Genomic DNA, 15,105 nt, shown 5'->3' on the forward strand with positions numbered 1-15,105 from the left:
CGGCGCTGCCGCCGGAGGGGCAACGCCGCCAGCGACCTCACCCCTCGCTCAGAACGCCAGCGGATGCTCGGGCAGCAGCGCCTGCAATTGACTGCGAAACAGCGCGCGGATGCGTTCCAGCGCCGCCTCGCTGTCGGCCTCGAACCGCAGCACCAGGATCGGCGTGGTGTTGGAGGCGCGCACCAGGCCCCAGCCATCGACAAAGTCCGCCCGCAGGCCGTCGATGGTGAACAGCCGCGCCGATTCGAACGGCGATTCTTCGCCCGCCTGCGCACGCGCGACGAAGCGTGCCACCAGCGCATGCGCATCGCCGTCCACCGGCACCTTGATCTCCGGCGTGGAGACGCTCTCGGGCAGGGCGTTCAGCACCTCGGACGGGGTTTCGTCGCGCTGGGCCAGGATTTCCAGCAGGCGCGCGGCGGCATAGATGCCGTCATCGAACCCGTACCAGCGCTCCTTGAAGAAGAAGTGGCCGCTCATCTCGCCGGCCAGCTCGGCATCGGTTTCGCGCATCTTGGACTTAATCAGCGAATGCCCGGTCTTCCACATCAGCGGGCTGCCGCCATTGCGCAGCACGTAATCGGACAGCTTGCCGGTGCATTTCACGTCGTAGATGACCAGCGCGCCGGGATTGCGCTGCAGCACATCGGCGGCGAACAGCATCAGCAGGCGGTCGGGGAACACCACCGCGCCGTCCTTGGTTACTACACCCAGGCGATCGGCGTCGCCGTCGAAGGCCACGCCGATATCCGCATCGAAACGCTGCACCATCTTGACCAGATCGTCCAGATTGTGCGGCTCGCTCGGGTCGGGGTGGTGGTTGGGGAACCTGCCGTCGATGTCGCAATACAACGGCACGACGTCGGCGCCAATCGCCTCCAGCAGGCGTGGCGCAATCTCGCCGGCCGCGCCATTGCCCGCATCCACCACGACCTTGATCGGGCGGTCGAGCTGCACGTCATCGGCGATACGCTGGATGTAGGCATCGCTCAGATCGCGCTGCTCCAGCTCGCCGGGCGTGGCGGCGGTATGCAGGCGGCCTTCGTTGATACGCTGGTGCAGTTCGGCGATGGCCGTGCCGGACAACGTTTCACCACCGATCACGATCTTGAAGCCGTTGTAGTCCGGCGGATTGTGGCTGCCGGTCACCGCCACGCAGCTGCCGGCACGCAACTCATATGCGCCGAAGTACACCACCGGGGTCGGTGCCAGACCGATGTCGGTCACGTTGCAGCCGGCGCGCCGCAGACCTTCGATCAGGCCGTTGGTCAGCTCCGGACCGGACAGGCGTCCGTCACGGCCCACCACCACATCGCGCAGGCCCTGCGCCTGCATCACGCTGCCGATGGCCTGGCCGATCAGCGCCGCCACGCCGGGATTGAGATCCTTGCCCACCACGCCACGGATGTCGTAGGCGCGGAACATGTCCGTGGTGACCTGCACCGTCGCCGCCAGCGGCGGCGGCGGTGCTGCGTCCGCTTCCACCGCAGCGGCCTGGCTGGCGAGGCTGGCGTCGTGCTGCAGGCTTTGACCGAAGGTGGGTTCGTCGAGCACCGACGCGCTGGCGACACGGCGACGGGGCAACGCCACCCGCCCACGGCTGGCCAGCACCAGCAGCCCGGCGATGACCAGCAGCAGCGCAGCCACGATCACGCAGCCAACAGCGCCCAGACCCAGCGGGCCGTTGTCGCGTTGCGGGACGGCGGCGGCCACGCGCAGGCCGCTGCTGCCCAGCGGCTTGGCCAGTGTTTCGGCCGCGTCGGCCAGTGCCAGATTGCCCTGCTGGGCCACGTTGTAGCTGCCCTGGCGCAAGGCCAGATAGGCGCTGCCGGGCACCGCAATCGCGTCCAGCGGGCCGGTCAGGCGCAGCAGCGGCAGGCGTGCGTACACCACCGCCGGCTGCCCGCCCAGGCGCACCGCGGCGGCCATGCCAAGGCGCACCTGCCTGGCATCGCGTACCACGCGTACCTGCGCCCGGTCGGCCACCTGCGCCGATTCGAGCAGGCTCAGCCGCGCATAGCCGAACTCCCTGGGGTTGGCGTAGGCTGCGGCAAGGTCGCCAGGCAACACCTGTACATCCTCGACGGCCTTGAGGCGTTCACGAATGGCCGAGGCGGCCGCCAGTGCGTCCCCATTGCCCAAGGCGGCAATCACCGGTGGCTGCTTGAGCACGGCATCGAGCTGGCTGGCCTGCGCGGCCATCGCCTGGCTGACTTGCTGCACGGCGCGGTCGCGGGCCTGCTCCAGATCCTGCGCAATGCGTTCCTCATGCCATTGCGTATAGCCGTTCCAGCCGAACCAGGCGGCCAGCAGCAGCAACACGCCCCCCAACACCGGACCGCTCGTGCGCACGCTGGACATCGATTGGCTGCGCTCGTTCGCCTTGCTCATGTGACTCCCCCGTCAGCGCACCCCGGTGTGGCCGAATCCACCCGCTCCCCGCGCGCTGTCGACGAAAGTATCCACCACTTGCAGGCCCACGCGCACGATCGGCAGGATCACCAACTGCGCGATGCGGTCGCCCGGCTCGATGGTGAAGGCCTCGCGACCGCGATTCCAGGTACTGATGAGCAGCGGGCCCTGGTAATCGGCATCGATGAGCCCGGTGCCGTTGCCGAGCACGATGCCATGGCGATGGCCCAGACCCGAGCGCGGCAGGACCACCGCACACAACTGCGGGTCGGCCAGATGGATGGCGATGCCGCTGGGGATCAACGCCGCATCGCCCGGTTGCAAGGTCATCGGCGCTTCCAGCGCGGCGCGCAGGTCCATGCCTGCGCTGGCCTCGGTGGCGTAGGCCGGCAGCGGCCACACGTCGCCGAAACGCGGGTCGAGCAACTTCAGCTGCAAGGAGTGGGTGGGGTGGCTCATGCCTGCAATCTCTCTGCGATCAGGGCCAGCAGTTGCTCGGCCAGTTGGGTCTTGCTGCTGCTGGGGAACACGCGCTCGCCATCCTGCCAATAAGCGGTAGCGGCGTTGTTGTCGCTTTCAAACCCGCCGCCCTCGATCCCGACCTGGTTGGCGATGATGAGATCCAGCCGCTTGGCCGCCAGCTTGCCACGCGCGTACTGCTCCACGTCGTGCGTTTCGGCCGCAAAACCGACCACCAGTTTGAGCGCGCCGGTCTGCGTGGCCACCTCGGACAGGATGTCCGGGGTACGCACCAGTTCCAGGGTCAGGGTTTCGCCGGTCTTCTTGATCTTCTGCGACACCACCCGCTTGGGGGTGTAGTCGGCCACTGCGGCCGCGCCGATGTAGATATCGGCCGGGAAGGCGCCCAGGACTGCGTCGCGCATCTGCGCGGCCGAGCGCACGTCGATACGCTGTACGCCGGGCGGCGTGGTCTGGTGCACCGGACCGCTGACCAGCACCACGTCGGCGCCCTGGCGGGCGGCAGCAGCAGCTAGGGCATAGCCCATCTTGCCGCTGCTGCGATTGCCGACGTAGCGCACCGGGTCCAGGTCCTCGAACGTCGGCCCGGCGCTGATGACCATGCGCAGGCCTGCCAGCTGGGCACTGCTGGGAATGCATGCTGGTGCAGCGGCAGCCGGGGATGCGTCAGCCGCCGAGGGTGCGGTCTGCGCGCCTGCCAGTGCGCCGATGATCGCCGCCGGCTCGGCCAACCGGCCGGGACCGGATTCGCCTTCGGCCAGCGGGCCATCGTCCGGGCCCACCACCGCCACGCCGCGCGCGCGCAAGGTGGCGACATTGGCCTGGGTGGCTGCATGCAGCCACATGCGGTGGTTCATCGCCGGGGCCACGGTCAGTGGCGCGGTCGTGGCCAGGCACAGGGTGGTGACCAGATCGTCGGCCAGGCCGTGCGCCAGCCGCGCCAGCAGATCGGCCGTAGCCGGGGCGACGATCACCCGATCGGCCCAGCGCGCCAGTTCGATATGCCCCATTGCCTGCTCGGCTGCGCTGTCCCACAGCGTGGTGCGGGTCGGTTGCCCGGAAAGTGCCTGGAAGCTCAGCGGGGTGACGAATTGTTGCGCACCGCTGGTCATGGCGACCTGCACCTGTGCGCCGGCGTCGCGCAGGCGACGGACCAGTTCGAGCGATTTGTAAGCGGCGATGCCTCCGCCGACGCACAGCAGCAAACGCTGTCCGTCCAGGGGGCGGGCCTGAGTGGAGCCGATCACGTCGGAGTCGTCCTACGGTTACAAGGACAACTAGATTAGCCGATGGTCCTGCCTGGCCTGATGGGCGTGGGCGATAAGCACCGGCAATCTCGCCATATGCACATACACGACTGGCCCAGCACCGAACGCCCGCGCGAAAAACTCCTGGCGCGCGGTGCCCCTACCCTCTCCGATGCCGAGCTGCTGGCGATCTTCGTCGGCTCGGGCCTGCGCGGCCAGGATGCGGTCAAGACTGCGCGCGAGCTGCTGCACCGGCATGGGCCGCTGCGCGTGCTGCTGGACCGCCCGGCCTCGGCGCTGGCGCGCCTGCCTGGCCTGGGCCCGGCCTCTGCCTGCAAGCTCAACGCGGCGCTGGAACTGGCGCACCGGCATTTGATGAGCGGGCTGGAGCGCGGCGAGGCGCTCAACGACCCGCCCAGTGTGGGCCGCTATTTCTCGCAGCGGCTGCGCGCACGCGCCTACGAAGTGTTCGCGGTGCTGTTCCTGGACAACCGCCACCGCGCGATCGCCTTCGAGGAAATGTTCACCGGCACCATAGACGGCGCCGACATCCATCCGCGCGAAGTGGTGCGCAAGGCGCTGCTGCACAATGCCGCGGCGGTCATCGTTGGGCACAATCATCCCTCCGGCAATCCGGAACCTTCCGAGGCCGACCGTGCGGTCACCCAACGCCTGCTGCAGGGGCTGGACCTGGTGGACATCCGCTTGCTGGATCACTTCGTGATCGGCGATGGCCGGCCGGTCTCGCTGGCCGAGCGCGGTTGGCTGGAATGAGCACGCCGCTCCCACCTGAACCATCGGCCGGACCCTGCGGCGCGCGGTCGGGTAAAATCGCTGGTTTGGTTCCAAGCAGATCCCACGTGAAAGCCCAACTCCGCGCATTGATCGGCCAAGGCATCGAAGCCTTGCGCGCCAACGGCACCCTGCCTGCCGACACCCTGCCGCCGGATTTTGTGGTCGAGCGGCCCAAGACACGCGAGCACGGCGACTTCGCCACCAATGCGGCGATGCTGCTGGCCAAGGCCGCACGCAGCAATCCGCGCGCACTGGCGCAGGCGCTGGTGGCGGCATTGCCGGCCAGCGACGAGCTAACCAAGGTAGAGATCGCCGGTCCCGGCTTCATCAATTTCCATCTGGCTCCCAGCGCGTACCAACGCGAAGTGGCGCATGTCATCAAGCAAGGCCACGACTACGGTCGCGGGCTGGCCGGCAACGGCCGCTCGGTGGGCGTGGAATACGTCTCGGCCAACCCCACCGGCCCGCTGCACGTCGGCCACGGTCGCGCGGCGGCAATCGGCGACAGCCTGGCGCGCGTGCTCGATGCCAACGGCTGGAACGTCAAGCGCGAGTTCTACTACAACGATGCCGGCGTGCAGATCGAGAACCTGGCGTTGTCGGTGCAGGCGCGCGCGCGCGGGCTCACCCCCGACAGCGCCGGCTGGCCGGAGAACGGCTACCGCGGCGACTACATCGCCGATGTGGCCAACGCCTATCTGGCCGGGGACCACGTCGACCTAGAAGGCCATCTGGTCACCGGCACCCAGGATCCGGCCGACATCGAGTCGATCCGCCGCTTCGCGGTGGCGTCTTTGCGCAACGAGCAGAACCACGACCTGGCCGCGTTCCGCGTCGACTTCGATATCTATTTCCTCGAAAGCTCGCTGTACAAGGACGGCAAGGTCGAAGAAGCGGTGCAAAAGCTGATCGCCTCCGGCCATACCTACGAGGAAGGCGGCGCGTTATGGCTGAAGTCCACCGACTTCGGCGATGACAAGGACCGCGTCATGCGCAAGTCCGACGGTACCTACACCTACTTCGTGCCGGACGTGGCCTACCACCTCACCAAGTGGCAGCGCGGCTACGAGCGCGCGATCACCGAACTGGGCGCCGACCACCACGGCTCGCTGACGCGCGTGCGCGCTGGCCTGCAGGCATTGGAACTGGGCATCCCGCAGGGCTGGCCGGAATACGTGCTGCACCAGATGGTGACGGTGGTGCGCGGCGGCGAGGAAGTAAAACTGTCCAAGCGCGCCGGCAGCTATGTCACCTTGCGCGACCTGATCGAGGAGACCAGCGCCGATGCCGTGCGTTGGTTCCTGATCGCGCGCAAGCCCGATTCGCAGCTCACCTTCGATATCGACCTGGCGCGCGCGCAGAGCAACGACAACCCGGTGTTCTACGTGCAGTACGCACATGCGCGCGTGTGCAGCGTGCTGCGCCAGGCACAGGAAAAGGGCCTCAAGTACGAGCAGGCCAACGGCCTGGCCCAACTGGCACGCCTGGACGATGAGCACTCGCTCGCGGTGATGCTGGAGCTGTCGCGTTACCCGGAAGTGGTGGAAATCGCAGGCCAGACGCTGGAGCCGTACCAGATCGCGCAGTACCTGCGTGAATTGGCGCACGCCTTCCACACGTGGTATCACAACAGCAAGGTGCTGGTGGACGATGCCGCCGAGCGCGATGCCAGACTCACCCTGGCAGTGGCGACCCAGCAAGTGCTTGCCAACGGCCTGGAACTGCTCGGCGTCAGCGCGCCGGAAAAGATGTAGCCACACCCCATGGCAGCCGGGCGTGGGCGGCATGCCCGCCTTGGCTGCGCAGTGGGCAGAGCGGTCGCGACCGCACAGCGCTGTGTCTGCCTTACCAGGGCGGTGGGTGCAGCGACAGCGACAGCGACAGCCGCAGCAAGCCGGGCACACCGCCCGCAACGACACGATTCGGAGAAGTGGTAGATGGCAGCACGACGCGGTAAGAGCCAGGCACGACGCAACACCAGCAATGGCACACCCGGTTGGGTGTGGTTGGTGGCGGGCGCCGCGATTGCGGCGGTGATCTTCCTGGCCGCGCCCAACCTGTTCAAGAAAGACGGAGACGGCTTCCTGCGCGTGGGTCCGCGGGCCAACCCCGACGCGCAGCCCGAGCCTGTGGCCGATGCCGACACCGATACGCCGGCCGAGCTGCCAAAGCCCAGCACGCCGCCGCCCAAGCCGCAGGCCAAGCCCGGCGATGCGCAGACCCAGTACGACTTCTATACCTTGCTGCCCGGCAAGGAAGTCCAGATGTCCGATGCGGAACTGGCCGCCAGCGCACGCGCCGAGGAAGCTGCGCGCGCGCGCGCAGCGCTGGAAGGCAAGCCGGTGCCACAGGCACCGGGCGCCGCTGCCAGTGTCGTCGCGGCCACGCCTGCCGCCAGCGTGCCGGTGCCCTTGAACGAAACCGCCGCCCGCGTCCCCAAGCCGTTGCCGGAGGCCGGCCAGACCCGTCCGGCTGCCACGCCTGCGCCAGTCAGCACCGCCGCGCTCACCACGCCAGCGGCCGCAGCGCCCAAACCGGCCGTTGCCGCCACCACGACGGCAGCCAGCCCCACCGCGGCGCCTGCGGTGACCGACACCACCCGTTACATCCTGCAGGCCGGCTCGTTCGGCGCCTCCGGCGATGCCGAATCGACCAAGGCCAAGCTGGCGATGATGGGCCTGGCCGCACGCGTGGAATCGGCCGAGATCAGCGGCAAGACGGTATATCGCGTACGCATGGGGCCCTATGGCAGCGCCGGCGAACTGGCCGAAGCCAAGCAGAAACTCACCGGCAGCGGCTTGCCTGCCATCGCGATCAAGGCGCAGTAAGCGCAGGTGGTGCGCGGTCTCGCCGGCTCGGTACTGGGACTGCTTGCGGTGACCGGCAGCGCGCAGGCCACCGAGCAGATTCCCGATCGCATCCGGATCGACGGCCGGCAGGCACACCTGCTGGCGGAGCCGTTGTCCGGGCCGCTGGACGACCCCGCCACCTGGAAGCGCTTCGTCGCCAAGGCCGGCACCACCCTGGGCAGCTGCACGGCCAATTGGCGCGGTTACCAGGCGTTCTGGCGCCTGGACGCACGGCAGCTGGTGCTCGATCGCGTGGTGCTGGGCGCCTGCAACGACACACCGCCGGAATTGCCGCTGGAGGTGTTGTTTCCCGGCCAGCACGCGCCGGTACCGGCAGTGTGGGTCGATGGTGAGTTGATCGTCGCGATGCCGCCCGCCGCAGATGCATCATCGGCGGCGGCCAGCCATCTGCTCCTGCGGCTGCGGCGCGGCCAGGTGATCGCGCAAGACATCCTGACCGAGCAGATGCTGCGCGCCCGACGCGCTGCCGCTGCCAGCGGCCCTGCTGTTCCCTGAAACCCCCTCGTTCCCATCCCCTGGAGTTCCCCATGTCCAAGACCGTGCTCATCACCGGCGCCACCTCCGGATTCGGCAGCGCCGCCGTGCGCCGCTTTACCGCCGCCGGCTGGAAGGTCATCGCCACCGGCCGACGCGCCGAACGCCTGGATGCGCTGGCTGCGGAACTGCCCGCCGGCCAGGTGCACACCGCCGCCTTCGACATGCGCGATGCGCAGGCACTGGCGGCGGCCATCGACGCAGTGCCGGCGGCCTTCGCCGACATCGACGTGCTGGTCAACAACGCGGGGCTGGCACTGGGCACGGCGCCGGCACAGCAAGCCGACCTGCAGCAGTGGCAGCAGATGATCGACACCAACGTCACCGCGCTGGTCACCCTCACCCACCGGCTGCTGCCGGCGTTGATCGCGCGCCGTGGCGCCATCATCAACATCGCCTCGGTAGCGGCCACGTATCCGTACACCGGCGGCAACGTCTATGGCGGCACCAAGGCCTTCGTGCAGCAGTTTTCGCTGGGCCTGCGCTCGGACCTGCATGGCACCGGCGTGCGCGTGACCTCGATCGAACCGGGCATGGCCGAAACCGAATTCACCCTGGTGCGCACCGGCGGCAACCAGGCCGCTTCCGACACGCTGTATCGCGGCGCCACCCCGATGACGGCCGAGGACATCGCCGAGCAGATCTTCTACGTGGCCAGCCTGCCTGCACACTTGAACATCAACCGGCTGGAAATCATGCCGGTGACGCAATCGTTCGCCGGTTTCCAGGTGGCACGCGACGCGCAGTAAAGCGGCGGCAGGTGGGGGGCTGCATGCTCAAGGCGAGCAGCTCACGCACACCGCGCACTGCGGTTGCCTCCGCCTGGGGACATTGTCGCGTCGGGCGCGGCAAATCGCCTGTCTTTGGCGCCACCGTGCTGACCCCGTGCGGCCACTGCGGTCGGCGCCGGCGCTAAGCCGGCCCTGCCGTCTCGAACGCCCGCGCACGCCGCCGCACCAGACTGGCGCGCAGCTGCAGGAAGGGTCGCTCCACCGCGTAATGCAGCACGGCGCCCGCCAGCAGCGCCAGGACGCCATACCCCGCAAACGCCAGCATGCCCTGCCCTTCCAGCGCAGTGCCGAGCCAGTCCTGGGTGAGGTGGAAGATGGCCTTGTGGGTCAGATACAGGCTGTAGGAAATCGCCGCCAGCCAGGCCACACCGGGCACACGCAGGCGGCCAAACCTGCTGTCGGTCGCGGTGCCTGCCAGTACCAGCAAGGCCAGGCCGAAAGAGAGCACCGGCCAACCCAGCGCATTGCCGATCAGACCGGTGCGCTCGCGAAACAGCCACATTGCCAGGGCCGTTAGCGCACTGCCGGCCAGCAGCCAGCTGCTCCCGCGCTGCTGCAGCCGCTGCCAGGTCTGCGGGCGAAATACCTTGAGCACGGCGAGCACCACGCCGGCCAGCAGGCCGTCGAGACGGTTCCAGGTGGGGTAGTAGATGTCTTCGACAAACCAGTTGCGCTGCTGCCCGCTGCCGATCTGGTCCAGCGCGGTGTTGTGCAGCCACACGCTGCTGCGCAAGGCGATGCCGGCCACCACGACCGCCACGCACAGCGCGATGAAGCAGGCGGCCGATGGGCGCCGCAGCAACAGCGTGGCCAGCAGCGGAAACACCAGATAGAAATGCTCCTCCACACACAGCGACCAGGCGTGCGAAAAGGCGGCCTGCTGGCCGTAATCGACGAACAGGTTCAGGGTGAAACTGGCGAACATCCACCACGGCGCCAGCCCGGGCGCTTCGCGAAACCCCGGCCATACCATGTAGACGACCAGTACCACCGCGAACGCCGGCAGGATGCGGAAGGCACGCCGCAGGTAGAAGTCCTTGAAATCCAGACGCTGCCCGCGCGCCAGCGGCATGAGCACCTGGCTGCCGATCAGAAACCCGCTCAGTACGAAGAACAGGTCCACCCCCATCCAGCCGTAGCGCGACAGCCATGCCCAGTCCGGCCCCAGCCCGCCGACCACGAAGGAATGGAACAGCATCACCCAGACGATGGCGATGCCACGCAGCAGATCCAACGCGGGATAGCGCATGTGGGGATGGGGAGCCGGGGACGCCCGATTGTGCCGTACGCCGGAGCGCCTGTCTGTATCAGCACGCCCTGCACGCGGCCCCGGCCACCAGACGCATCACGCACACAGCTGCTGCCGGTTCGATGCACCGACGGTCCGCTGCGTCTGCTGACACAGCGTGACCGCAACGCACTGCCGCCGGCAAACGCCTGCGATGACGTACCAGCTCATCGTGCAACACACCCCGGTGCGGCCGCGTGCCCCGCCGTCGCAGCGCACTCGCCTACCTGCGGCCAATCAGCTGGCCGCAGGGCTAGATGGGATCTCACGCATATTCGGCCACCCCGTCGCTGGCGGTGTTGGCGATGCTGTCGTCGCGCCGCGCCAACGGCCCGATGGCAGCATGCAGCAATGCACAGAGCCTGGCCGAATGCGTGGCCGACAGCATCGAATGATGGTCGCTGTCCAAGCCATGCAGGTGCAGCGTGCGCACGTAGGGATGCCAGGCCTGTGGCAGGTAGTCCACCCAACGTGCATCGTCGTCGCCAGCGCTCATGCGGACCCTGGCCTCGACGAACAGCACGTCCTGGTTCAACGCCCGGGGTCGGTGCTTGCGCGCCAGGTGCAGATGATGCTGGGTCGCATCGCCGAGGTCGTCCAGCAGCGTGGGGCGCTGTTGCAGCAGTTGGCGCACCGCCGGCAGTTCCGTCAGGCCGTAGTGGGCGCACAACAAGCCCGCCAGCTCGGCCATGGTGGTCGGCACCGGTTGATCTGGCGGCAGGTCCAAATCCAATGCCTGCACCGACGCGCGCACGCTCTCGGCCTCTGGCAGCATGGCGGCGTGTTCTTGATGCGGATAGCTATCGAGCATTGCCAGCAGCTCGACCTGCTCGCCAAGATCCTGCAATTGAGCCGCAATGGCATGCGCGATCAGACCACCCAGCGACCACCCGAGCAATCGATAGGGGCCGTGCGGCTGTACGCTGCGCAGACGCGCCAGATAGTCGCCTGCTATCGCCTCGATGCTATCCGGGCGATGCTGCGGGTCGCTCAATGCCGGCGACTGCAACGCATACACCGGCCACTGCGGGTCGAGCTGACCGAGCAGGGTGAGGTACGACCAGCCCAGGCCGATCACCGGATGGATGCAGAACAATGGCGCGACGCCCGCTGCACCTGCACGCAGCGGCAGCAACACGGCCAACGGATCGTTGGCTCCCGGCGTTCTACGTCTGATCACCTCCGCCAGGCCGGCCACGGTGGGCGAGTCGAACAGTGCACCCAACGGCAACTCCACGCCGAAGACCTGCGGGAAGCGCGCCGTCATTTCCGCCGCGCGTAGCGAGTCGCCGCCCAGCTCGAAGAAGTTGTCGTCCACGGCCACCGCCTCCACACCCAGCAACTCCTGCAACATCGTCGCCAGTTGCTGTTCGACCGCATCGCGCGGCGCCACCTGCACGCGGCTGGGCAACGCGCCCGGCATCGGCAAGGCATGACGATCCGGCTTGCCGTTGGCAGTCAGTGGCAGGGCATCCAGTGGCATCCATCGTGCCGGGATCATCGCTGTCGGCAGATGCTGTTGCAGATGCGTGCGCAGCACCTCCACTGCGGGCGCAGCGCCGTGCCGGCCTACCACGTAAGCGAGTAGTTGCACGCCGGTGTTGTCATCGTTGTGCGCCACTACCACCGCCTGAGCAACCTGTGGGTGCAGCAGCAAGGCATTTTCAATTTCACCCGGCTCCACGCGGTGGCCGCGGATCTTCAGCTGTGCGTCCGCACGGCCGACGAATTCCAACAAGCCGTCCTCACGCTGGCGCACCCGATCTCCGGTGCGGTACATGGTGCTGCCGTCTGCGGCGAAGGGGTCGGCACAGAACCGCTCGCAGGTCAGCTGGGGCTTGCCACGATAGCCCTTGGCCACGCCCGCCCCGCCGATATACAGCTCGCCCACCGCGCCGGTTGGCAGCGGTTGCCGCTGCGCATCCAGCACGTAGACCCGCGTATTGAGCAGCGGCCTGCCGATCGGCGGTGCCGCCGCATCGCTCAACTGCAACGGCATGATGGTCGACCAGATGGTGGTCTCGGTGGGTCCATACAGCTGAGTCAGGCGCCCCACCCGGGCCAGGAGCTGGCTGGCCGGTTCCGGGGCCAACGCCTCACCGCCTACCAGGGCATGCACGCGATCCAATGCCAGATCCTGGTTTGCCAGCAGGATGCGCCACAGCGACGGCGTGGCCTGCACCAGGCTGATCTGCGCCTGTGCGATCAGTCGCGCCAGGCTGCACGGATCGTGGCTGATGCCCGCCGGTGCGATGACCACGCGCGCGCCCACCAGCAACGGCAGGTACAACTCCAGCCCGGCGATGTCGAAGCCGATGGTGGTCAACGCCAGCACGCGATCGCGTGGGCGCAGCGCCAGCTCGTGTTCCATCGCGTGCAGAAGATTGAACAGGTTGCGATGGCTGATCTCCACGCCCTTGGGCGCGCCGGTCGAGCCGGAGGTGTACAACACATAGGCCGTGCCATCCGGCGTCGCCAGCGGTGCGATCGCTGCCGGCAACACCGCAGGGCGTGGGTCCAGCCAGACCATGCCGCCGATCAGGTAGCGCTCGCACAGCGCCGGCTCGCACACCAGCGCGATGGCGCCGGAATCGTTGAGCATCTGGCGGTTGCGCGCGGCCGGGCTCTCCGGATCCAGCGGCAGGTATGCCGCACCGCTCCACATGATCGCCAGCAGCGCCACCAGCAGGTGCTCGCTGCGCGGCAAGGCCACGGCCACCACATCGCCGGGGCGCACGCCATCGGCAACCCATTGCGCGGCAATGCGCGAGGCCAACTCGCACAAGGTGGTGTAATCCAGCGTGCGGTTATCGTACTGCACGACCACGGCGGCAGGCATCAGTTCGGCACGCTGCAGCATCCCGTGCAGGAGCGTGGCATCGGCCGGCAGTGGCGCGTCGGTGCGGTTCCATGTGTACAGCAGGCGCTGACGTTCTTGCTCGCCCAGTACGTCCACCTCGCCCAGTGCACAGGTGGGGTTGTCGAGCACGGCATCGGCCAGCTGGGTCAGACGCCGGCAATGCTCGGCCAGCTCGTGGCTGTCGTACAACGCCGGGTTGGCATCCAGATCGAAGCGCAGTGCCGCGCCATCGCCACGTTCGTAGCAGAAGATGGTCAGGTCGTCGGCCGGACCGTTGGAGAGGTTGTGCGGCATCGCATACGCCTCGCCGAAGCGCAGCGTGTAATCGAAGGCTTCGATGTTCACCGCCAGGCGTGCGAGCTTCTGCTCGATGCCGAACATGCCAAGGTCACGGCGCACGTCCTCGAAGCGGTATTGCTGGTGGCGCAGCGCACTCTTGACCACCGAGGCCACCTGTACGAACAAGGTGTGGACCGGCTGCTGCGGGTCCATCTTCAGACGCAGCGAGATCACGTTGGCAACCAGCCCGGCGGTGTGTCGGTAGCGCGCGTTGATCCGGCCGGTCACCGGCATGGCCAGCACCAGGTCTTCGGCGCCCGTGCAGCGGTAGTAGTAGGCCGCAATCAGCGAAATCAGCATCTGCGGCAGGCTGGCGCCGTACTCCTTGCCCAGCGCACGCAGGCGCACCATTTGCTGCGGCGAAAACTGCCCGATGCCACGCAGCAGCCCGGTGGACAGGTGATTGCCCGGCCGCGCCAGGGTCACCGGCGGCGGGAGATCGGCCAGCTGCTGCATCCAGTAACTGCGGTCGCGCTGAAAGCGATCGGAGTCGCGGTACTGTTGTTCCATCTCGATCAGCGACAACGCGCTGCCGTACTCGGCAGGCTCGGGCTCCACGTTCGCCGCATAGGCGTTATAGAGCACCGCCATCCGCTGCATCATGATCGAGGCGCAATAGCCATCCATCACCAGGTGGCTGACGCACTGCACCCACATGTGGTGATCCTCGCCGAGGCGGAACACCGCGCAATGCCACAGCGGCCCATTGCGCAGGTCCTCAGGCTTGCGGATCTCCTCGGCCACCCAATGCTCGGCGGCATCGCGCGGCGCCGGGTCGTCGCTGACGTCGAAGAACGGCACTGGCGCGGTGTAGTCGGGCAGCACGACCTGGTGCGGCATACCCTCGTGCTCTTGGATGCACAGGCGCAGCGTGTCGAACTCGCGCGCCAACTGCAGCGTGGCGCGGATCAACAACGCAGGATCCAGTGGGCCGAACAACTCCAGTGCTTCGGACAACATCAATGTGTTGTCGGTATATAACTTACTGGTCACCCACAGGCCACGTTGTGCCATGGTCAGGGGAAACGATTGAACAGCGTCAGCGCGCATTGCAGGCATCCTTCTGTGTGGCGCACGATCGAACGGCGTGCCTGCATCGCAATGCGGCAAAGAACACGCCGGATCAGCGCCTGGCGATATGCGGGGTCGTTGAACATCGACGACTGCCGACAGTCGTCGGCAATGCACGATGGAAACGCACAATGAAACAAGGCGCACAACCAAAGCCACGACAGGCAGGCAGGTTGTTTAGGCGCTTGTCCCCGAACAAATTAGGACCAGGCTAGCAACTCGCGAATCTTTTGGACCGTGCAACAATCACGAAATGCATGCATCCAAGGAAATTCATTCTCAAAAATGTGATTTCTGATATCCATCAGAAAGCATATCGGCACTCATTCCCGGTTCTGCAAACCACCGGTCACTGTGCGAGCGGAAGATACCGAACGCACCTGATCCTGAAGCTGGACAACACACTTGCGTCGAGGCG

At 67.3% G+C, this 15,105-nt stretch carries 11 protein-coding genes; 5 read left to right on the forward strand and 6 right to left on the reverse strand.

The genetic code is table 11. The features are described 5' to 3' along the window. Positions 1-48: 48 nt before the first annotated feature. The 3 genes from ACCQ13_RS18810 to coaBC are packed head-to-tail and all read right to left on the reverse strand — an operon-like array spanning position 49 to position 4,139. Complete coding sequence (locus ACCQ13_RS18810) at positions 49-2,391, reverse strand: phosphomannomutase/phosphoglucomutase (RefSeq protein ID WP_372372319.1); 2,343 nt, start codon at positions 2,389-2,391, stop codon at positions 49-51. Between the two features lie 12 nt (positions 2,392-2,403). Then, positions 2,404-2,871 carry a dUTP diphosphatase gene (dut, locus tag ACCQ13_RS18815; protein ID WP_159407757.1) on the reverse strand — a complete coding sequence of 156 codons (468 nt, stop codon included), beginning with the start codon at positions 2,869-2,871 and terminating at the stop codon, positions 2,404-2,406. Continuing rightward, entirely contained in the window at positions 2,868-4,139 is a 1,272-nt protein-coding gene (gene coaBC, locus ACCQ13_RS18820) for a bifunctional phosphopantothenoylcysteine decarboxylase/phosphopantothenate--cysteine ligase CoaBC (RefSeq protein WP_159407758.1), read from the reverse strand. The genes dut and coaBC overlap by 4 nt, the downstream gene beginning before the upstream one ends. A 96-nt stretch (positions 4,140-4,235) precedes the next feature. On the opposite strand from coaBC, the gene radC reads away from it, so the two are divergent. The 5 genes from radC to ACCQ13_RS18845 all read left to right on the forward strand — a co-directional run bounded on the left by radC (position 4,236) and on the right by ACCQ13_RS18845 (position 9,087). Continuing rightward, a complete protein-coding gene (gene radC, locus ACCQ13_RS18825) occupies positions 4,236-4,913 on the forward strand; it encodes a RadC family protein (protein WP_159408038.1) in 678 nt (225 codons plus the stop codon). Positions 4,914-4,999: 86 nt separating this feature from the next. Then, positions 5,000-6,688: an arginine--tRNA ligase gene (gene argS / locus ACCQ13_RS18830; protein ID WP_159407759.1), complete on the forward strand. Its 1,689-nt coding sequence runs from the start codon at positions 5,000-5,002 to the stop codon at positions 6,686-6,688. A gap of 183 nt (positions 6,689-6,871) precedes the next feature. Next, entirely contained in the window at positions 6,872-7,762 is an 891-nt protein-coding gene (locus ACCQ13_RS18835) for an SPOR domain-containing protein (protein ID WP_159407760.1), read from the forward strand. A 6-nt stretch (positions 7,763-7,768) separates the two neighbouring features. After that, positions 7,769-8,299 carry a hypothetical protein gene (locus tag ACCQ13_RS18840; RefSeq protein WP_104601827.1) on the forward strand — a complete coding sequence of 177 codons (531 nt, stop codon included), beginning with the start codon at positions 7,769-7,771 and terminating at the stop codon, positions 8,297-8,299. Between the two features lie 32 nt (positions 8,300-8,331). Continuing rightward, complete coding sequence (locus ACCQ13_RS18845) at positions 8,332-9,087, forward strand: SDR family NAD(P)-dependent oxidoreductase (protein ID WP_159407761.1); 756 nt, start codon at positions 8,332-8,334, stop codon at positions 9,085-9,087. A gap of 163 nt (positions 9,088-9,250) precedes the next feature. Here the strand turns inward: ACCQ13_RS18845 and ACCQ13_RS18850 are convergent, their stop codons facing one another. From ACCQ13_RS18850 to ACCQ13_RS18860, 3 genes are all read right to left on the reverse strand, one after another. Further along, entirely contained in the window at positions 9,251-10,378 is a 1,128-nt protein-coding gene (locus ACCQ13_RS18850) for an acyltransferase family protein (RefSeq protein WP_159407762.1), read from the reverse strand. Positions 10,379-10,682: 304 nt separating this feature from the next. Next, the gene (locus ACCQ13_RS18855; protein ID WP_372372432.1) at positions 10,683-14,609 is read right to left on the reverse strand and encodes a non-ribosomal peptide synthetase; all 3,927 of its coding nucleotides are present in this window, start codon (positions 14,607-14,609) and stop codon (positions 10,683-10,685) included. Positions 14,610-14,632: 23 nt separating this feature from the next. Beyond that, complete coding sequence (locus ACCQ13_RS18860) at positions 14,633-14,773, reverse strand: hypothetical protein (RefSeq protein WP_158251425.1); 141 nt, start codon at positions 14,771-14,773, stop codon at positions 14,633-14,635. Positions 14,774-15,105 lie beyond the last annotated feature (332 nt).

Origin of the sequence: Xanthomonas sp. NCPPB 1638 (assembly GCF_041475635.2) — a bacterium.
GTDB classification, from domain to species: domain Bacteria; phylum Pseudomonadota; class Gammaproteobacteria; order Xanthomonadales; family Xanthomonadaceae; genus Xanthomonas; species Xanthomonas cucurbitae.

Excerpts from the sequence above, each read along its gene's own strand:
- ACCQ13_RS18810 (WP_372372319.1), bottom strand. The coding sequence starts at position 2,391 with ATGAGCAAGGCGAACGAGCGCAGCCAATCGATGTCCAGCGTGCGCACG.
- dut (WP_159407757.1), bottom strand. The coding sequence starts at position 2,871 with ATGAGCCACCCCACCCACTCCTTGCAGCTGAAGTTGCTCGACCCGCGT.
- radC (WP_159408038.1), top strand. The coding sequence starts at position 4,236 with ATGCACATACACGACTGGCCCAGCACCGAACGCCCGCGCGAAAAACTC.
- ACCQ13_RS18835 (WP_159407760.1), top strand. The coding sequence starts at position 6,872 with ATGGCAGCACGACGCGGTAAGAGCCAGGCACGACGCAACACCAGCAAT.
- ACCQ13_RS18845 (WP_159407761.1), top strand. The coding sequence starts at position 8,332 with ATGTCCAAGACCGTGCTCATCACCGGCGCCACCTCCGGATTCGGCAGC.
- ACCQ13_RS18850 (WP_159407762.1), bottom strand. The coding sequence starts at position 10,378 with ATGCGCTATCCCGCGTTGGATCTGCTGCGTGGCATCGCCATCGTCTGG.
- ACCQ13_RS18860 (WP_158251425.1), bottom strand. The coding sequence starts at position 14,773 with ATGTTCAACGACCCCGCATATCGCCAGGCGCTGATCCGGCGTGTTCTT.